The 21525-nt window shown below is 44.3% G+C and carries 12 protein-coding genes; 11 read left to right on the top strand and 1 reads right to left on the bottom strand.

What is annotated here, in order from left to right; all coding sequences use genetic code 11:
• Positions 1-93 precede the first annotated feature (93 nt).
• From FRX45_RS18405 to FRX45_RS18355, 11 genes are all read left to right on the top strand, one after another.
• Positions 94-3279 carry a SusC/RagA family TonB-linked outer membrane protein gene (locus FRX45_RS18405; protein WP_152269933.1) on the top strand — a complete coding sequence of 1062 codons (3186 nt, stop codon included), beginning with the start codon at positions 94-96 and terminating at the stop codon, positions 3277-3279.
• 99 nt (positions 3280-3378) lie between these two features.
• Positions 3379-5280 carry a RagB/SusD family nutrient uptake outer membrane protein gene (locus FRX45_RS18400; RefSeq protein ID WP_152269932.1) on the top strand — a complete coding sequence of 634 codons (1902 nt, stop codon included), beginning with the start codon at positions 3379-3381 and terminating at the stop codon, positions 5278-5280.
• A 19-nt stretch (positions 5281-5299) separates the two neighbouring features.
• Positions 5300-6001, top strand: a complete 702-nt coding sequence (locus tag FRX45_RS18395; protein WP_152269931.1) for a DUF3823 domain-containing protein — start codon at positions 5300-5302, stop codon at positions 5999-6001.
• A gap of 118 nt (positions 6002-6119) precedes the next feature.
• Positions 6120-7973, top strand: a complete 1854-nt coding sequence (locus FRX45_RS18390) for a glycoside hydrolase family 2 protein (RefSeq protein WP_152269930.1) — start codon at positions 6120-6122, stop codon at positions 7971-7973.
• Positions 7974-8332: 359 nt separating this feature from the next.
• Positions 8333-9382: a glycoside hydrolase family 43 protein gene (locus FRX45_RS18385; protein ID WP_152269929.1), complete on the top strand. Its 1050-nt coding sequence runs from the start codon at positions 8333-8335 to the stop codon at positions 9380-9382.
• 31 nt (positions 9383-9413) lie between these two features.
• Positions 9414-11876 carry a glutaminase family protein gene (locus FRX45_RS18380; protein ID WP_152269928.1) on the top strand — a complete coding sequence of 821 codons (2463 nt, stop codon included), beginning with the start codon at positions 9414-9416 and terminating at the stop codon, positions 11874-11876.
• Positions 11877-11956: 80 nt separating this feature from the next.
• The gene (locus tag FRX45_RS18375; RefSeq protein WP_152269927.1) at positions 11957-12982 is read left to right on the top strand and encodes a LacI family DNA-binding transcriptional regulator; all 1026 of its coding nucleotides are present in this window, start codon (positions 11957-11959) and stop codon (positions 12980-12982) included.
• 4 nt (positions 12983-12986) lie between these two features.
• Positions 12987-14174 carry a galactokinase gene (locus FRX45_RS18370; protein ID WP_152269926.1) on the top strand — a complete coding sequence of 396 codons (1188 nt, stop codon included), beginning with the start codon at positions 12987-12989 and terminating at the stop codon, positions 14172-14174.
• A gap of 137 nt (positions 14175-14311) precedes the next feature.
• Complete coding sequence (locus FRX45_RS18365) at positions 14312-15508, top strand: aldose epimerase family protein (protein ID WP_152269925.1); 1197 nt, start codon at positions 14312-14314, stop codon at positions 15506-15508.
• Positions 15509-15737: 229 nt separating this feature from the next.
• Positions 15738-16892, top strand: coding sequence for a cellulase family glycosylhydrolase (locus FRX45_RS18360; protein ID WP_152269924.1), 1155 nt, complete (start codon positions 15738-15740; stop codon positions 16890-16892).
• A gap of 95 nt (positions 16893-16987) precedes the next feature.
• A complete protein-coding gene (locus FRX45_RS18355) occupies positions 16988-17929 on the top strand; it encodes a glycoside hydrolase family 43 protein (protein WP_152269923.1) in 942 nt (313 codons plus the stop codon).
• A 281-nt stretch (positions 17930-18210) separates the two neighbouring features.
• On the opposite strand, the gene FRX45_RS18350 is transcribed toward FRX45_RS18355, so the two are convergent.
• A complete protein-coding gene (locus FRX45_RS18350; RefSeq protein ID WP_152269922.1) occupies positions 18211-21501 on the bottom strand; it encodes a S41 family peptidase in 3291 nt (1096 codons plus the stop codon).
• Positions 21502-21525 lie beyond the last annotated feature (24 nt).

Genomic DNA, 21525 nt, shown 5'->3' with positions numbered 1-21525 from the left:
CGAATCAATTAAAAATATTCTTTCGTCCTTCACAGTGCCAAAAAATGGAAACGTTTCCATTTTTAAAGATTGTCAATAATAATTAACTGCCATATGAATGTACAAGTTATTGCCAGAACTTCGCGGCAGCGCATTTCAGCAATTGAAATCCTTCTGTCGCACTCCAAAAAAATGCTGGTTACCGCATGCATCTTTTTTACATTGCTTTCTCCCGTTTTTTCACAATCCATTGCTGTTTCGGGCAAGGTTACCGACAGCCTCGGCGCAGGGTTGGTTAATGTAACGGTTACTGAAAAGCGTACCCAAAATTCAACGCTCACCGATGTGGAAGGCAACTTCACGATGAACATCAGTTCATCAGGGTCGGTTCTTGTATTCAGTTCCGTAGGTTACCAGCCCCTCGAAGTAATAGCCGGAAACAAAACCAATTTCATGATCACACTGCAGGCAGCGAATGCCAGCATGGAAGAAGTAGTAGTTATTGGTTATGGTACCCGCAAGAAGCAATCCTTAACAGGCGCTATTTCTACCGTTACCGCCGATGATATTGGAAGGGTACATGGCGCTTCCACGGTTAGCGCTACGCTGGCAGGTAAATTGCCCGGTGTATCCTTTCGAATGGCGGATGGCAGGCCGGGCGCAAGTGCCAATATACAGATCAGGAACATGGGCGATGCGCTTTTTGTTATTGACGGTATACAGCAGGATGCGGGCCAATTCAATAACCTTGCACCCAATGATATTGAAAGCATCACTGTGCTAAAAGATGCTTCTGCTGCTATTTATGGTATACGTGCCGCCAATGGGGTAGTGGTAGTAACTACTAAAAAGGGAAGATTGAATACGGCCAACCGCATCAATATTGATTCTTACCTGGGTTTCCAGAACTGGACCCGTTTTCCTGACGTACTCAACAATTCATACGACTATATGCGCTACAGGGCAGAGGCAGAGATCAACAGGTATGGCAGTACTACGATCACCGATGAAGAATTGCAAAAATACAAAGCGGGAACAGAGCCGGGATATAAAAGCTTTAACTGGAAGGATTTTATTTTGAAGCCTAACGCCCCGCTCAATTCGCTTAACCTGAATGTTACAGGCGGCACGGATAAATTGAATTATTATTTATCCGCCACCAACTTATACCAGAACTCCCCTTTAGGCAGGGAATATAAATTCATGCGTACCAATATCCAGTCAAATGTTACAGCCAAAGTAGCCAATGGATTAAAAGTAGGTATGAGTATTAACGGCAGGATTGAAAGTCGTGAAAACCCCGGTGTTCCCGGTGGGGATGATTACTGGTTGGCCAGGTTTGCCATTTTAAGGAACACCCCTTTGGAAAGGCCTTACGCCAACGATAATCCCGAATACCTGAACGATATAAAACACAACGAAACCAACTGGGCTTACCTCAATTATAAGAACGCGGGTAAATACCGGAACGACTGGCGGGTGCTGCAGGGCAATTTTACCGCCGAATACCAGATACCCTGGATCAAAGGACTTTCTGTAAACGGTGTGTATTCTTATTATATAGCCGACTACCTGTTAAACAATCACGAATACACGTACAATACCTATACCTATGATGCTACTGAGGATTCCTATAAAGCCACTGGAGGCAGCACCAATCCGTGGCGGGAGCGTGAACAGATCAAACAGATCAACAAAACCACGCAGTTGCAGATCAACTATAACCGGTCTTTTGGCCTGCATAATATATCTGCCACCATTGTTAATGAACGGATACTCAACAACCGCTTACGCAACTGGATCCATTCTGTTCCCAGTACCAATGCGCTGCCACTCATTTATTTTAGTACGGCCGACAGGTACGATGACAGTGATGATAAAGAAGCGAGGGTAGGTTATGTGGGCAGGGTTAACTATGCTTATAATGACAGGTATTTCCTGGAACTGGCGGGCAGGCGCGATGCGTCCTATATTTTTCCGCCGGACAACAGGATCGGTTATTTCCCTTCCGCATCAATAGGATGGAGAATTACCGAAGAATCTTTTATGCAAAGATTGCTGGGTGATAAGAATATACTGAACGATCTGAAACTCAGGGCGTCCTATGGTATTCTGGGTGATGATGGCTCTTCACTGGGGCTCAGTCCTTTTCAGTATATAGAAGGATACAACTATAACCAGGGCATTGCTATTTTAGATGGCAGACCCATTGTTGGCTCAAGAGACAGGGGGGTTGCCACTACCAACATTTCATGGCTGGAAAGCAGGATCACCGATATAGGGTTCGATTTTGCATTGTTCAATGGAAAGCTTACGGGCACATTCGACTATTTTTACCGGAAACGCTCCGGACTGATAGCGGTTAAAAACGATGTACTTACGCCTATAGAAATCGGCTATACCCTGCCCCGTGAAAACCTGAACAGCGATGCACAGTTTGGACAGGAGTTTTCCCTCAATTATAATGGAAGAGTAAGAGACATAACCGTTTCTGCAGGGGCAAATATATCTTACTCCCGCTCCAAATTCCTGTCGTCCTACAACCCACTTTTCTTCAATTCCTGGGATCAGTATCGCTGGTCGCAGGAAGGGCGATATACGAAAACCAACTGGGGCTATGAAGTGATCGGCCAATTTGCTTCTGTGGAAGAGATCAATAACTACCCGGTTAATATTGACGGACAGGGCAACAGAACGATGCTGCCGGGAGACCTTATCTACAAAGACTTTAATAAGGACGGGAAGATTGACGGGTACGATGAGCGTCCTATAGGCTATGGCGTTGGTACGCAGCCCAATATCAACTTCGGATTTAATATCGCACTGGCTTATCATGATTTTGATTTTCATGCCGATTTTTCGGGAGGTGCAGGCTATACCTGGTACCAGAACTGGGAAATGAAATGGGCATTTCAGAACGATGGAAATTTCAATACCATTTTTGAAGACCGGTGGCATCGTGCCGATGTTAAGGATATGGGCAGCGAATGGATCCCCGGTAAATATCCCGCTAACCGCTTTAATGACGGCGGGCATAGGAACTATAACAACAGCTCCACATTTTGGGCGCACAATGTAAAATACATCAGGGCCAGGACCGTTGAGCTCGGTTATTCTTTGCCGGTAGCATTGATCAGCCGCATTAAAATGCAGCAGGCCCGCATTTATGTAAACGCGTATAACCTTTTCGCTATTGATAACCTTAAAGATTTTGGCGTGGATCCGGAAGTAAATGAGGAAAACGGGCTGCAGTTTCCGCAAAGCAGGGTTTTCAATTTTGGCGTAAATCTTTCCTTCTAAATAAAAATTATCACATGAAATGAGCCATGGAGATACTATGTAGAAAAGAAGATGATATGGGCGAATTCCGTGTGGCAAATAAAAAATAAAAATTAGCACATGAAAAAGATATTTCAATTCATATTGTTCACCGCCGTGATGGGTGCAGGGAGTTGTAAGAAAGACAAAGACTTCCTTGATATCAAGCCCATATCCATTTTGGATAATGAATCGGCTTTTTCCGACCCCGCGCAGGTATTATCCATTTTGGCTGACTTGTATAACCGGCAACTGGATTTCTCTACATTTGACGATTGGTCAACCTTTGCCGATTTCAGCGAAAGCTTTCCTTCAGAAAACGGCCGTGCCTATATTGTACAAAGAACGGGATGGGGCTATGGCGAATGGGGCATCAACTGGTTCGATTCGTATGCGTATATCCGCGAGCTGAATCTGTTTTTGCAGCGTTGTGAGGCTGCTCCCAATTTATCGGATGGCGATAAAAAACGTTTCCTTGCGGAAGCCCGTTTTTTACGCGCCAATTTTTATTTTGAAATCACCAAACGCCTGGGCGGTGTTCCTTTGATCACCGAACCGCTATTGTATGATTTTAAAGGAGACCCCAGCTACCTGCAGCATCCAAGGGCCAAGGAATCGGAGATGTATGATTTTGTGATAAGTGAAGCGGAAGCCATTAAAAATGATCTGCCTGCAGACGTCAATGTAAAAAGCCGGGCGTCAAAGGGCGCTGCACTGGCCATGGAATCAAGAGCGGCTTTGTATGCGGGTTCAATTGCTAAATATGGCGCAACTACACCACAGGTTGCTTTGCCCGGTGGCGAAGTGGGCATTCCTGCGGGCATGGCAAACGATTATTATACAAAAGCGTTGAACGCAGCAAAGGAGATCATTGATGGCAGCGCAGGCGGGTATGCATTGTACAACAGCAAACCAGATCTTGCCGAAAATTTTGCCAGCATTTTCTTAGATAAGAACAATAACCCCGAATCAATCTTCATTGAAGATTTCAAGTTAAAAAGCGGAAAAGTACATTATTTCACCGGCTGGAATCAGCCACGCTATGGCGCCGAAGAAGAAGAAGGCGGACGGATCAATCCTTCATTGAACCTGGTGGAATCCTTTGAAAAATTAGACAATACCTATGCGCCGCTACCGGTTGAGGATGGTTCAGGCAATCCCATTTATTACACCAACCAGGCAGATATTTTTGAAGGACGCGATGCGCGGTTATCCGGAACCGTTATTTTACCGGGCACTGCTTTTAAAGGAAGAAATGTGGATATATGGGCTGGATACCAGTTGGCTGATGGCAGCATACTTACCGGTGACGACAGGGGCGCCCAGAAAGTACTTCCGGGCGGAACCAATCCTGTGCAGGTAGTAGGGTTTGATGGTCCCATCAATGCAAAGGAATTTACCGCACAAAGTGGGTTTTATATCCGTAAGTATCTCGATCCTGCACCAGGAGGCGGCTCCCGTGGTACCAGCAGCGAAGTGCCTTTTCAGCGTTATCGTTTTGGCGAAGTGTTGTTGAATGCGGCTGAAGCTGCTTTTGAACTGGGCCAGCCGGACGTAGCAGCCGGATATATGAACCAGGTAAGGGCAAGAGCCGGGTTGATTATTGAATTAACAGCCGGCGATATTACTTTCGACAGGATCGTGCATGAGCGTAGGGTGGAGCTGGCATTTGAAGGGCATATTTTGTACGATATGAAACGCTGGCGGTTGGCCACCAAAGTATGGGATGGCAACAAGATGACAGAAGCCGACCTGCTTTCCAATATCGGCAAGGCTACCAAAAGAAATACCCAGCCTTATGCATTGTGGCCGTATAAATATCACAATCCGTCCAGCCCAAATAATGGCAAATGGATTTATAAGATCGTATTGCCTACATTGGTTACGGGAGCCAATAATTTTCAGCTCGGCAACTACTATTCTTTTATTGATGATAATGTGCGTTCCAATAATCCCAAAATCGTAAGGCAACCCAATCAATAAGTATTTAAAAACTTTAATTATGAAAATTACATTTCATTATTTCATCATACTGGTAACTGCTGCTACTTTTATGTCTTGTAAAAAAGACAATTACGATCCGCCAAAAACAAAGCTCAGCGGTAAATTGGTATACCAGGGTGAAGCTATACAGGTGGAGTACGATCGAGTACCTTTTCAGTTGTATCAATATGGTTTTGGTAAAACAGGCGCTATAGGCGGTACATTCGCGCCCGATGGCAGTTATTCCATGCTGCTCTTTAACGGCGACTATAAGTTTGTTATTCCCAATGACCAGGGACCATTTATATGGAAGAAAATGCCTTCGGGTGAGCCAGACAGTTTGTCCATCAATCTTAAAGGCAACCAGGAACTGGATATTGAAGTAACGCCTTACTATATGCTGAGAAATGCGCAGCTTACGGCCGGATCGGGCAAGGTTTCCGCCTCTTTTGCAGCGGAGCAAATTATTACGGGAACCGATGCAAAAGATATAGAAAGAGTGAGCCTGTATATCAATAAAACACAGTTTGTTTCGGGCGCTAACAATATTGCTTTTACGGATGTTTCCGGTTCTTCCATAACAGATATAGGTAGTATAACGATAGAAGGCACAATACCTGACATTGTTCCTGCTCAAAACTATGTGTTTGCGCGCATCGGGCTAAAGATAGCCGGAGTGGAAGATATGATCTTTACACCGGTACAAAAGCTTAGTTTTTAATAATAGCGTATTATGTAAGATGAATGAAGTATAAAGGCAGGATCTCTTGTGTTTGTACGCCGGGTTATTATTATTATTGCAGAATATTGTGTAAAGTTTATCATTCAAAGCAATCATCATGAAGCAATTTTTTTCTTTGGTTTTATTTATAATGATCAGTATGGGATTATATGCGCAGGAAGCATGGAAGCCCGTTTCTGGTAAAATTATTACGCAATGGGCTGCCGATATAAAAGCCGAACAGCCTTTACCCGAATACCCCCGTCCGCAGCTCACCCGCAAAAACTGGATGAACCTGAACGGGCTGTGGCAATATGCCATCGTTCCCAAAACAACAGGCGAAACCGAACCCACCGCTTTTGATGGCAAAATCCTTGTTCCTTATGCGGTGGAATCTGCCCTTTCAGGGGTAGGTAAAACGGTAGGAAAAGACAGTGTGCTTTGGTACAAACGTACAATCGAACTGTCATCCGCATATAAAAAAGGGAAAGTATTGCTCCATTTTGGTGCGGTTGACTGGCAGTGCGATGTATATGTGAACGGTAATAAGGTGGGTACGCACCAGGGTGGATATGATCCTTTTTCATTCGATATAAGCACCGCCCTTAAAAAAGGAAAGCAACAGGAAATTGCCATAAAGGTTTGGGATCCCAGTGATGACGGACCGCAGCCGCGCGGCAAACAAATTAAGAATCCTCACGGTATATGGTACACGCCGGTAACAGGTATCTGGCAAACTGTATGGTTAGAGAATGTGCCTTCTACCTATATTGCTGCTACTGTACAAACGCCCGATATAGACAAGCAATCGCTTTCCGTAAAAGTAGATATCGAAAACCTGCAGCCGGGCGATGCAATAAAAGTTGTTGCATACGATGGTCAGCAACAGGTGGCTGAGCAAACATTGAAGGGTGAAGCGGAAGTTGCCTTAATCATAAGCAATCCAAAGCTTTGGTCTCCTGCCCATCCTTTCCTGTATGATCTTAAATATACGGTTACCCGCAAGGGGAAATTGATAGATGAGGTGGGTAGCTATTTCGCTATGCGCAAAATTTCGGAAGCGCCTGATAACAATGGCATAAAAAGAATGTTGCTGAACAATGAGTTCGTATTTCAATACGGCCCGCTCGACCAGGGATGGTGGCCAGACGGTTTGTATACTGCACCAACCGATGAAGCGCTTAAATATGATGTGGAGCAAACCAAGGCGATGGGCTTTAATATGATCCGCAAACACGTGAAGGTGGAACCCGCCCGCTGGTACTATCATTGCGATAAACTGGGTATGCTGGTGTGGCAGGATATGCCCAGCGGCGATATGGGTGGAAATAAATGGGATATGCGGGTAGGACAGATATCAGGCAAAAACTTAGATAAGGAACGCAGTACAGAATCGGAAGCTATTTATCGTACGGAATGGAAAGCCATCATGAAAGCATTGCATAATTTTCCTTCGATCGTAGTATGGGTGCCTTTCAATGAAGCATGGGGACAGTTTAAAACGAAAGAAATTACGGGATGGACAATGCAACTCGACCCCTCGCGACTGGTAAATGAAGCCAGTGGGGGAAACTTTTTTACTGCGGGTCATATTCTTGATATTCATAATTATCCCGATCCGCAAATGCCGGCGCCGAAAGTATTTGGTGATAAGCAAATATTGGTACTGGGTGAATTTGGCGGATTGGGCCTGCCGGTTGAAGGCCATACCTGGCAGGAGAAAAATAACTGGGGATACCAGAGTTTTAAAAATAATGATGAGCTGCTTAACCGCTATACCACCCTCATCAACGATCTTACACCCCTCATTCCTTTGGGGCTCTCCGCAGCCATATACACACAAACAACAGATGTGGAAGTGGAAGTAAACGGGTTGATGACCTACGACAGAAAGATTATGAAGATGCCTCTGGAAAAGCTAAAGCAACTGCATCAGCAGTTGTACAATAAGGGACTGGTGAAGATGAAGTAGGCCTACCTGTTAGGTCTGCCGAACGGCGAAGCAGCGCAGCAGACCTAACAGGTTTACAGGAAATGCCGCGATCGGTGCGCGACGAAGGAGCGTCAGACCGAATACAAATTGGTTTGTAATTCGAACTGTATTGGTTATATTTTTTAGTTGAAGTGGAAGAATAGAGTGTTTGGCATTATTCTAAAGTGCCGCTCCTCTCCATGCGGAGAGGAGAAGGAGGTGAGGCTGAAAAAGAAATCGGAAGCGTACAAAAGGCAAAGCTAAAAGTGACCTATAGCGAACAGGAGGGGATAGAGGAAAGGAGGAAGCAATCAATCATAAGCCAATGAAACATTAAATAATAGACTGCCTATTTAAAAATGAGGAACTGTATAACTATATTTCTTATTCCATTACTCCTCTTTTCCTGCAAAACCCAATCGCAGGATAAAGAGAAGCATATGTTCAGCAATCCGCTGCTGCCCTCCGGCGCGGATCCCTTTTCGTTTTATAAGGATGGCTATTATTATTATACGCATACTTTGGGAAACCGGATCGCCATATGGAAAACCAAAAACCTGGCTGATCTGAAAAGTGCACAACGGAAAGATATTTTTATACCACCTGCCGGCACCCTCTATTCAAAACAACTCTGGGCCCCCGAAATTCATTTTATTCAAAACAAGTGGTATGTATACTTTGCGGCCGATGATGGAAACAACAACAATCACCGGATGTATGTACTGGAAAATGAATCAGCAGATCCTATGACCGGTGAATGGAAGTTTAAGGGAAAAGTTGCCGATCCGGCTGATAAATGGGCCATTGATGGAAACGTTTTCTTTTACCGGAAGCAATTGTATATGATCTGGTCGGGCTGGGAAGGAGATGTGAACGGACAACAGAATATTTATATCGCCAAAATGAAAAATCCATGGACGATTGATGGCAGCAGGGTATGTATTTCAAAACCCGAACTGGAATGGGAAACACATGGTGACTTGAATGATGCGGATAATCCGCCACATGTAAGCGTAAACGAAGGACCACAGGCTCTGTTCAATGGCGACAAGCTGTTTATTGTATTCTCAGCAAGCGGCTGCTGGACCGACTATTACGCATTGGGTTTATTGAAGTTTGCGGGTTCAGATAATTTGATGGACACTGCTGCATGGAAAAAAGCGCCGCTGCCTGTGTTTAAGCAATCCAAAGAAAATGGCGTATATGCGCCGGGGCATAATTCATTTTTTAAATCACCGGATGGGAAGGAAGACTGGATTTTATACCATGCCAATGCCTTGCCCGGACAGGGTTGTGGCGGGCATCGTTCACCCAGGGCACAGCCATTTACCTGGAACAGTGATGGTACACCCCGGTTTGGCTCACCTGTAAAAACGGAAACGATGCTGCCCGTTCCTTCGGGGAGATAGCAATATTATTGAACAAAACAAGACCAGGAAAATGAAAAAAGTTTGTGCTCTGTTCGCCGTTTATTTTTCTATTGGATTATTGATAGCCCAGGATCTTCGTGCTCCCGCTTATCCATTAATAACACATGATCCTTATTTCAGCATATGGTCTTTCACGGATCAGTTGAATGCTGCACCCACCAAACATTGGACAGGCAAGGATCAGTCTTTACTGGGTTTGATAAAAGTAGATGGAAAAACATACCGGTTTTTGGGTGACCTGGGGAAAGAATACAACAGCATTATTTCTTCCGGGGATGAAAAGCCATTCGAAGCGGTATATACTGAAACGCAACCCGCCGGTGGGTGGACGAATACCGGCTTTAATGATGCCGCCTGGAAAAAAGGAATGGCGCCATTTGGCGATAATGAATCCACTGCAAAGACCTTATGGAAATCACACGATATATGGATGCGCCGCAGTTTTATATGGAACGGCGGAGATGTGAATGCACTCTTTCTTAAGCTCCTTCACGATGACAACGCAGAAGTATATCTCAATGGCGAAAAAATTTACAGTCATACAGGATGGCTCAGCAAGTATCATTATATTCCATTGCCTGAATCTGCTGTAAAAAAATTAGTAAAAGGTAAAAATATGCTGGCTGTTCATGTTGCCAATACCGCCGGCGGCGCTTCGCTTGATGTGGGTATTGTTAGAGAAGTAAAACCACCTGCCGGCAAAATTATAATGCTGGCTGAACAAAAGAAAGTAACGCTAAACGCCACGCAAACCATATATGAATTTAGCTGCGGCCCGGTAAACCTAACCCTTAGTTTCACTTCGCCGCTGTTACTCAACGACCTTAATGTATTATCCCGGCCTGTTTCTTACCTCTCTGCTGCTGTTGTTTCCAATGATGGGGCCAAACATGATGTGGAACTTTATTTTGGCGCCTCAACTGCCCTGGCAGTGAATACCGGATCGGAAACAGTGGTTGCCAGCGGATATAAATCCGGTAATTTGAATATATTAAAGGCAGGAACCAAAGAGCAACCGGTATTACAAAAAAAGGGTGATGACCTGAGAATAGACTGGGGCTATATGTATGTAGCCGTACCCGAAAAAGACAGGTCGGTGCAATACATTACGCCTGCAAAAAATGCGTTCAATGCATTCCTGTCGGGAACTTACCGGTCCAATACACCCTCAACAGAAGGAAGGCAACTCATGCTGAACACGGTATTGCCGCTGGGTAAAACAGGCATTGATACCATTAGTAAAGTAATAATGCTCGGGTATGATGATGTGTACGCTGTGCAATACTTCGGTCAAAACCTGCCTGCCTGGTGGAAAGATGGAAAGAATACGAGTATTGAAAAGGAATTGGCAAAAGCGTATTCGGATTATAATACCATTATAAGGCAATGTAAAGCGTTTAACACAAGTATGTATAATGATGCGCTGAAAACAGGAGGAGAAGAATATGCGCAATTGTGCGCCCTTGCCTACCGCCAAAGTATAGCTGCACATAAACTGGTTAAAAGTCCGCAGGGAGAAATGCTGTTTTTGTCGAAAGAAAATTTCAGCAATGGTTCTATTAATACAGTGGATGTAACCTATCCTTCAGCGCCGCTTTATCTTATGTATAACCCAGACCTGTTGAAGGGAATGCTGAATGGCATCTTCTATTACAGCGAGAGTGGAAAATGGACAAAGCCATTTGCCGCGCACGACCTGGGCACTTTCCCGTTGGCAAACGGTCAAACCTACGGAGAAGATATGCCCGTTGAAGAAGCAGGTAATATGATCATTCTTACAGCCGCGATTGCCAAAGCGGAGGGGAATACTAATTATGCAAAAAAGCACTGGAAAACATTAAGCACCTGGGCGGGCTACCTGCTCAAAGAAGGTTTTGACCCCGTGAATCAATTGTGTACGGACGATTTTGCCGGACATATTGCGCGCAACGCTAACTTATCGGTAAAAGCCATTGTGGCTTTAGGTTGTTATGCGATGCTTGCAGACCAACTGGGAGAAAAAACTACCGCAAAGCAGTATAAGGACAGTACTGCTAAGATGGTGGAAAAGTGGATGAAGCTGGCTAATGACGGAGATCATTATTCGCTTACTTTCGAAAATCCCGGAACATGGAGCCAGAAATATAATTTGGTTTGGGATAAGATACTGGAATTGAAATTATTTCCTGAAGCGGTATATGACAAAGAGATAAAATATTATCTCACCAAACAGAACAGGTATGGCTTGCCGCTAGACAGCCGGAAAACCTATACCAAGTCGGACTGGATTCTATGGACGGCTACGCTTACAGATAATGCTGAGGATTTTACAGCGCTGGTGAAACCTGTATATGATTATGTTAATGAAACGCCAGACCGGGTGCCACTCAGCGACTGGCACGAAACGACCAATGGAAAGAAAGTAGGCTTTCAGGCAAGAAGTGTAGTTGGAGGCTATTTTATAAAATTGCTTGCAGATAAATTCAAAAAGTGAGGATCACAGCTTTTCCGGTAGTGAAATGATGTTTAAATACCAGGCATGCAACAGTAAATATAAATATATTGTAATACCCCATGAGTCAACCGGCCACTATTCTTGACATAGCAAGAGAACTGAATATAGCAGTGGCTACAGTTTCACGGGCGCTCAATGACCATCCGGCTGTAAAAGATACGACCAGGAAGGCAGTACAGCAAATGGCTAAAAAGTTGAATTATCATCCCAATAAAATAGCCACTTCGCTGCGGTTAGGACGTTCAAAGATTGTTGGAGTGATCATTCCAAGCGCTGAGATCAATTTTTTTGGATCGGTTATTCATGGTATAGAAAAAGTGATGAGCGAAAACGGGTACAATGTGCTCATATACCAGTCTAACGAATTATACGAATTTGAAAAAAAGGGAGTGGAAACATTTTTGCGTTCGCAGGTTGAAGGCGTACTCGCTTCTATTTCGAAGAACACCATTAACCTGGATCATTATGCCGCATTAAAGAAGCGCAATGTGCCACTTATTCTTTTTGACCGGGCCAATGATTCGCTTGGCGTGCCTTCGGTTGTGGTAGATGATTACCAGGGCGCCTTTAATGCCACCCGTCATTTAATTGAGCAGGGCTGTGTGCGTATTGCGCATATAGGCGGACAGCAGCATGTTGCTATCTTTAATCAGCGCTTAAGAGGATATATTGATGCTTTGAACGTGCATAATATACCGGTAGACGATAACCTGATCGTGTATGGAAAGGTGAGCATAGAATCAGGAAGGGAGTGTATGACCCAGTTGCTTTCGCAAAATATTGACGCCGTTTTTGCAGTTGAAGATTTTACTGCACTGGGAGCAATACAGTCCATTAAAGCAGCTAATAAAAAAATTCCAGGCGATATTGCCATTGTTGGTTTTGCCAATGAGGCGTTTGGTGAGTATATTACACCCTCCTTATCAACCGTAAACCAGCAAACCGTTCATATGGGAGAAGAGGCAGCAAAATTGTTTTTTGAAACCAGGAACAATAAAGAGTGGTCAAAAATACCGTCGCCGAAACTGGTGCTTCAGCCGGAACTGATATGCCGGCAATCGAGCATCAGAAAAAAACATAAATAGTAAGATGATACCCGGAAAATATGATGCAGAGCCATTAAAGGAAAATTTCAGGGAACGCTTTCATGCAGCGCCCATGCTGTTCCGTTCTCCCGGAAGAATAAATATCATTGGCGAGCATACCGATTATAATGAAGGATTTGTGCTTCCCGCGGCTATAGATAAAGCCGCCTACGTTGCCATTAGCAAAAGAAATGACGACAACATACAACTCGTTTCACTTGCATTTAACGAAACATACACCTGTAAGATTGCAGAAGTGCGCCCGTTAAAAAGCTGGACGGATTATGTGCTGGGCGTAGTGGACCAGTTATCGAAACACGGCATTGCTATCGGCGGATTTAACCTGGCATTGGATGGGGATATTACAATAGGAGCGGGCTTATCATCTTCTGCCGCTGTGGAATGCAGTGTTTTGTATGCATTGAACGAATTGTTTGCATTGGGACTCTCTAAAATACAAATGGTAAAAATGGCTCAGGCCGCTGAGCATGAATTTGCCGGGGTAAAATGCGGAATCATGGATCAGTTTGCTTCTGTGTTTGGTAAAGCAGCCCATGCTATACAGTTAGATTGCCGGAGCCTTGAATACCAGTATGTGCCTTTACATATGGAAGGGATTAAGATCGTACTTTTTAATTCCAATGTATCACATTCGCTGGCATCTTCCGAATACAATACCCGCAGGCAACAATGCGAGCAGGGTGTAGCCTGGATAAAGAAGTATATGCCGGAAGTGCAATCGCTGCGTGACGTGTCGCTTGAAATGCTTCAGGAACACGTGTTGCCAAAAGACACATTAATATATAAGCGTTGCAAATATGTGCTGGAAGAAAATCTTCGCTTACTCGCCGCATGTGATGATCTTAAAAAAGGTGATATAGCAGCATTGGGGCAAAAAATGTTTCGTACACACGAAGGCTTAAGCAAGGAATATGAAGTGAGCTGCACTGAGCTCGACTGGCTGGTTCAAAATGTGCGCAATGAAAAAGATGTGCTGGGCGCCAGGATGATGGGCGGCGGCTTTGGTGGATGCAGCATTAACCTTGTAAAAGAAAATGCAGTAGATGCCCTGGTTGAAAAAGTGAGTGCACAATACACGCAGGCTACCGGCTTAACACTCAGCGCCTATGCGGTGCAGATAGCTAACGGCACGGAAGAAATAGTACAGCCCGGAGAAAAGTATGCTGTATGAGTATGCTGTATGACGCCGCTGTGCGAAGTCTCTGACTTTTCACTCCATATGTTCTTCCGGGACTCTGTCCCGCACAGTAATAATGCCGGGATGAACCGTAATGACATAACATAAAACCAAAAAACCAAACGATTGTTATGATAAAAATAAAAACCTTTGCAATAATTACCTGCCTTATGGCGGTAGCGGCCTGTAACCAGGGGGCCAAAGAGCAGGATGCGGAACAAAAAAGCGGGGCAGATACTGCTGCCGTAAATGCATGTGTGCCTTCATTGGAGCATAAAAACTTTGAAGATACGATAGATGGTAAATCTACCGGCTTGTATATACTAAAAAACAAAGCCGGGGCCTGCGCTGCCATTACAAATTACGGGGGCAGACTGGTAAGCCTGGTAGTGCCTGATAAGGACGGGAAGCCTGTTGATGTAGTGGTTGGTTTTAAAAATGTGCAGGATTATGTAAGTTCCACCGAACCTTATTTTGGCGCTACGATAGGCCGTGTAGGCAATCGCATTGCAAAAGGGAAGTTTAGCTTAGATGGAAAAACCTATACGTTGTTTACCAACAATGGACCCAATACATTGCATGGAGGGAAAAAGGGTTACCAGGATGTGGTATGGGATGCAAGTCAGCCCAATGATTCCACATTGCAATTGAAATATTTATCCAAAGATGGTGAGGAAGGCTTTCCGGGAAATTTGAATATAACGGTATTGTATACCCTTGCGGTAAATAATGCACTGAAAATTGATTACAATGCCACCACCGATCAAAAAACGGTTGTGAACCTTACCAATCATGCTTTTTTTAATCTGAATGGTGAAGGCAGCGGAACCATTAATGATCATGTGCTGCAGATCAATGCGGATAAATACACGCCCGTTGACGCTACATTAATACCCACAGGAAAACTGGAAGCTGTAGAAGGAACCCCATTTGATTTTCGCCAGCCAACGGCTATCGGGAAAAGAATAGATACGGTAAGTAGCCAGCAATTAAAAAATGGTAGTGGCTATGATCATAATTTTGTGCTCAACGAAAATGATCCGGCCGCTCTGCATGAGGCTGCAGAAGCAACAGGCGATAAATCGGGCATTGTAATGAAAGTGTATACAACCGAGCCAGGGCTCCAGTTTTACGGCGGTAATTTTATGCAGGGAAAAAACACTTTTAAGAGCGGGGCTAAGGATGATTTCAGAACCGCATTTTGTTTGGAAACACAACATTTTCCCGACGCGCCCAATCAAAAGAACTTTCCGTCAATTATACTGGAACCGGGCAAGGAATATAAAACGTCTACTGTGTATGCGTTTTCGGTGAAAGGGGGGAAGTGAGAGGTGAAAGGTGAATAGTGAAAGAACCAAATCACAAAAAGCAAGAACCAAATAAATACAGATGGTTCGTCTCTTATCAAGACAGGTAAAATTCAAATCCGAAGCCTGAAATCCTACATCCGAAACGAATGTGCAACTATAAACCACAAACTATAAACTAAAAATCCGAAAGAGAATCGGCTTGTGAATCCTGATATCAGCTTTATCTTAATATTCAAAAATAATTGTAATGAAATTTAGACTGATCGTATTAAGCACTTTATTAATCAGCATGGGTTTTCAGCAATGCAAGCCCAAAGAAGAGAAAAAAGCAGATAATGAAGAAGTAGCTGATGTAAGAGGTACCTGGACAAAGGAGCAGGCCAATGACTGGTATGCGAAACAGGGATGGCTGGTGGGTTGCGATTTTGTTCCCAGCACTGCCATCAACCAGTTGGAAATGTGGCAGGCAGCCACATTTGATACGGCTACCATTAACCGTGAGTTAGGATGGGCAGCTTCACTGGGCATGAATACCGTGAGAGTATACCTGCATGATTTGCTGTACCAGCAGGACGCTGAAGGTTTTTTGCAACGCATGGATGCGTTTTTACAGATCGCGTCCCGGCACCATATTAAACCGCTTTTTGTGTTGTTTGATTCCGTTTGGGATCCCTTCCCCAAACTGGGCACACAGCGGGAACCTAAGCCCGGCGTTCACAATTCGGGCTGGGTGCAAAATCCGGGTAAAGAAGCTTTATTAGACAGCACCCAATACCCACGACTTGAAACCTATGTAAAAGCTGTAGTAGGAAAATTTGCATCAGACGATCGCGTGCTGGGCTGGGATGTATGGAATGAGCCGGAGAATATGAACAACGAATATTACCGTAAAATGGAGCCACCAAACAAAGCGGATATTGTATTGATATTACTGAAAGAGGCTTTTGAATGGGCACGTTCTGTTAATCCACAGCAACCACTTACTGCGGGCTTATGGTCGGGCGACTGGTCGGCTCCGGAAAAACTGAAGCCTATTGAAACGCTTATGGTGGAAGAATCGGATGTAATATCCTTTCACAATTATGATAGTGCGGCTTCCTTTGAAAAAAATATTCTGGAACTGCAACGCTATGGCCGCCCCATTCTTTGCACGGAGTATATGGCCCGTGGCAACAACAGTACTTTTGAAGGCTCATTGCCCATTGCAAAAAAGTACAATGTGGCAGCATACAACTGGGGATTGGTAGATGGCAAATCGCAAACCATTTATCCCTGGGATAGCTGGAAGAAAGCATACAAAGGGGAGCCGGAAGTTTGGTTCCATGATATATTCAGAAAAGATGGAACACCATACAGAAAAGCAGAAACGGACCTGATCAAAAAACTGACCGGCAAGTTGTAATAAGTGTTATATACAGCAATGCAGTAAAATTCATCTGATGCAAAAGTATTGTACAACACTGCAGCTATCCGGGCGATGATTAAAATATATTGCTGATGTATCCGATCATTTATTATGTATTGGTATTGCTGTTGTGTTCCGCTAAAGAAGAGATCAGGCCCGCAACAGAACAAATATATCTCGCCGATCCCACTATTTTCCAGGAAGACGGAAAATATTATCTCTATGGTACCGATGGCTTTAACGCCGATTCAGGATTTAATGCGTATATGTCGGAAGATATGCAGCATTGGAGCAAGGCTTTAACCGGTAATCAGCGGGTGCTTACTAAGGGTGCATCTTTTGGAACAAAGGGTTTTTGGGCGCCGCAGGTATTTCGTTATCACAGCCGGTATTATATGGCATACACAGCCAACGAACATATAGCGATAGCTTGTAGCGATAACCCTGCCGGTCCCTTTAAGCAAACCCGGATAAAGGCAATAGACGCGGATGTAAAGCAGATTGATCCTTTTGTGTTTAAGGACGATGACGGGAAGCTTTATCTCTATCATGTGCGGTTAAAAAACGGCAACCGGATATTTGTGGCTGAATTAAAAAGTGATCTTTCAGAAATCCTTCCCAATACCTTGCGGGAATGTATAAGCGCTGTAAACAACCCGCAGCCATGGGAAAACACACAGCAGTTGAAATGGACGGTTACCGAAGGCCCAACGGTTATAAAACGGGGACACCTTTATTATATGCTCTATTCGGCGAACGATTTCCGCAATCCTGATTATGCGGTGGGATATGCGATAGCCGATAATCCTTATGGTCCCTGGAAAAAATATGAGGGAAACCCCATCATCAGTAAAAAAGTTACGGGCGCCAATGGCTCAGGTCATGGTGATATTGTAAGGGATAAAGCAGGTGATTATTGCTATGTATTTCACACGCATTTTTCCAATGAAAAAGTGGCGCCGAGAAAAACAGTGATGATAAAAATACGGTTTACGGATAATAGAAATACAGAAAGAATGAAAGCGATACTTTAAGTTTTAAGTATTTGAAGTACGGAAGATAATGCCATTGATATAATTCGCTTATCATCAATGATGATTGGTTGGCAGGTTTGTTTAAGTGCCGAGTACTGTAAGTTGAGAAAGCATTAGCTTAGTCGTTATATACAGGTTGGGTATTTCATCCTATTGCTTTTCGTCCTTTTTATTTTCTATTTGTTTGAGTTCGTCTTTGACTTTTAATGCTGTTTTTGCATTAAGTGGTGTTATAACTTTTTTGCCAGTCTTGGCTTCTATTTCTTTTGGAATGGGTGTGCCTACTTTCCCCCCGATTTATCAGGGAATGCCGGTATAGGCGGCACGCCTTTCGGCCCCGGCTCCTGCAGTTTTTTCTGTAGTTCTTCAATCGCTCTTTGAAGCTGCGCATCATTGCCAAGCCATTCCTGGTGCGGGTCGTTGATAACTTCTATATCAGGATGAACCCCTTCTCCTTCAATAATGAATTTGGAGCCATCCGCCGCGAAGTGCGCGAATTCGGGCTTACGCATGTCGGCGCCATCAATAAAGGGTAGCGATCCTCTTATCCCCACAACGCCACCCCATGTACGTTGCCCCAGCAGGGGGCCTATTTTATAAAATTGAAACTGATAAGGAAACAAATCGCCATCGGACGCCGAATACTGGTCAATCAAACAAATTTTTGGACCCACCTGGGCATCGGGCTTTATACCGGCTATTTTATTGTTTCGCATCATCGTGCCCAATCCCGGTATCCGCCGCAGCCGTTCAATGATCATGGGCGATACATTGCCTCCGCCATTGCCCCGGTCGTCAATGATCAACGCTTCTTTGTCTAACTGCGGATAAAAATAGCGGGCAAACTGGTTCAGCCCTTCCGGCCCCATATCCGGTATATGCAGGTAACCTATTTTACCGTCTGAAGCTTTGGTTACTTTGGCGATATTTTGCTGTACCCATTCATGATAATAAAGGTTCGATTCATCGTCAATGGGTTTTACAAATATCTTACGGCTACCAGTAGCCGAAGCTTTGCTGTTTACCAGCATTTCAATCGTTTGGTTTGCTTTCCCAATAAGGGCCTGGTAAATATTGCTGAGCCTGCTCACATCCTTTCCGTTTATAGAAATAATGTAGTCACCTTTATTTACGTTTACTCCCGGTTGGCGCAGGGGCGATACCAGGGTTTTGTCCCAACTTTCGCCGGATAGTATGGAGTCTATTGAATAGTATCCGCTTTTATCGCGACTGAAGGTTGCACCCAGGAGTCCCATTTTTATACGCTCCACATCCGGTCTGTCGCCACTGTTTACATAAGCATGCCCGATGCTCAGCTCGCCGATCATTTCACCAATAATATAGGTAAGGTCATTGCGGTGATTCACGTAAGGAAGCAGCACTGCATACTTATCGTGCATCGCTTTCCAGTTCAGACCATGCATATGAGGGTCATAAAAGTAGTCCCGCATTTGACGCCAGCTTTCATCAAATATCTGTTTCCACTCTGCGTGCAGATCGGTATTTATTTTCAGCGCTGTAAGATTCAGTTTGTTTTTTGCATCTATTTTGATCTTGTTTAAATCTTCTATAAAATAATCGTCCCCCTTTTTGAAAATAATTTTCTTCTGATCATTGCTAATGGAATAACCATTTATATTCCCGATTTCAGTTTCCTTTTTATCTTCAAGATCAAAAAATTTAAATGATCCGGGCGAACGGAATGAAGAAGCAACATAATACAACCCCTCATTGGTGGCAGTAAGATTGTAATAATTGCCTGGTGTTACCGGCAGGGTTTCAATGCGGTCTGTTAACCCCGCCTCCTCTATTTTTACTTCCGGGACGGTGTTCGTTTGCTCCTCCGTTTTCTTCGGTGTCTTGTCCTTATCTTTTTTGGAAATATCTTTTCCCGTGCGGGAAGTGTCTTCCTTTATGGTTACCTCATCATTTTCAACCTGGAAAGGTGATGTAGTTCCTGCTGACAATCTAACCATATAGGGTTTGCTCATGTCTACGTAAGCGTGGTTCCATTCGGTGTTGCTGTATACCGGGTTAAAATCGCGTTCCGATACAAAATACAAGAGTTTCCCATCGGGGCTGAAAGCAGCCCTGCCGCTATTATACCAGTCATCGGTAACGGCAATGCTTTTTTTGCTTTCGATATTATAGAGTTTGATCACATCAAACCTGCGTGCTTTCCCCGGTTCGGTATAAGCTATCCATTTACTACCGGGCGCCCAGGTATACTCGCTTATCTCCCTGTTGTGTGAATGCGTGATTATTGTTTTGGCACCGTTAGTTATATCAATATAATATAGATCCTGGCTACGGTCGGCAAGCAATAGCAGTTTACTATCAGGGCTCCAAACCGGGTAGAATTTATAGCTGCTCCCACCTTTGGTTAGCTGGCGGGCGCTATCCGTTCCGTCCTGTTTTTGAATGTACAGTTCATCTTCTCCTGTTTTGTCGCTTATAAAGCTTATCCATTTACCATCGGGACTCCAGTCAACGTTCCTGTCGTTCGCTCCGCTGCTATGGGTAAGGTTGCGGGTAACGCCATTTTTTTCCGGCACGGTAAATACATCGCCCCTGCCGCTGAATACGGCCCTTTTACCATCAGGTGATAAACTATAGCTGTTCATGAATTTTGAAGCATCTGCCTGTTTGTTACGGCTCCACGACAGGTCTTCCGCCAGTGTAATATTCAGCTTTTCCGTTTTGCCGTTGTTCAGATCGTGTAGATAAATATATCCACCGTTTTCAAATGCGATCGCGTCATTGCCCAGCGAAGGGAACTTGCAGTCGTATTCGGTGAAGCTGGTGATTTTTTTAGTTTGTTTGGATTGGGTATCGTATTCAAACAGGTTCATCGTACGGTCGCGGTCACTGAAAAAGTAGATCCTGTTTTTGCGATACATTGGAAAAATATCCTGGGCGGGATTGTTGGTTATATTTTCGGTTGCAGCAGTTTTGGTATCATATATCCAAATATCATCTGCCATTCCACCTTTATAATATTTCCAGGTTCTGAATTCACGGAATACCCTGTTCATGGCAAGTTTACTGCCATCTTCATTATAAGAGCACCAGCCAGCCACGGAAAAGGGGAGCGCTTCACTCAAATCGCCCGACAGGGGCGCTTTGTATAGTTTGCCTTTAAACGGGTTGAAGGAAGTAGCGCGGCTGCGGTAAATGACTGCTTTATCATCGGGGGTCCAGGCCATTACAATATTGTTAGGTCCCATGCGGTCGGCAATGTCATCACGGTTAAGTGTAGCGGTATAGGTAATGCGCTTAGGTTCGCCGCCTGTAGCGGGAATAACAAACACTTCGGTATTGCCATCATACTGACCGGTAAAAGCAATTTGTTTGCCGTCATGACTGAAACGCGGAAAGGTCTCATACCCGGGGTGGCTGGTAATCTTTCTTGCTACGCCGCCGCTACGGTCAACAGTATACAGATCCCCGGCATAAGAAAATACTACCTGGTTTCCATTTACGGCAGGGAAACGCAGAAGCCGGGCTTCCTGTGCGTATAGAAAATGACAAACAATAAACAGGCATGATGTGATCAGCATGGTCTTTCTCATAATATGCGATTGATATTATGAAAG

The sequence above is a fragment of the Agriterribacter humi genome (assembly GCF_009192765.1).
Taxonomy (GTDB): domain Bacteria; phylum Bacteroidota; class Bacteroidia; order Chitinophagales; family Chitinophagaceae; genus Agriterribacter; species Agriterribacter humi.
This window is presented reverse-complemented; position numbering and strand designations above follow the sequence as displayed.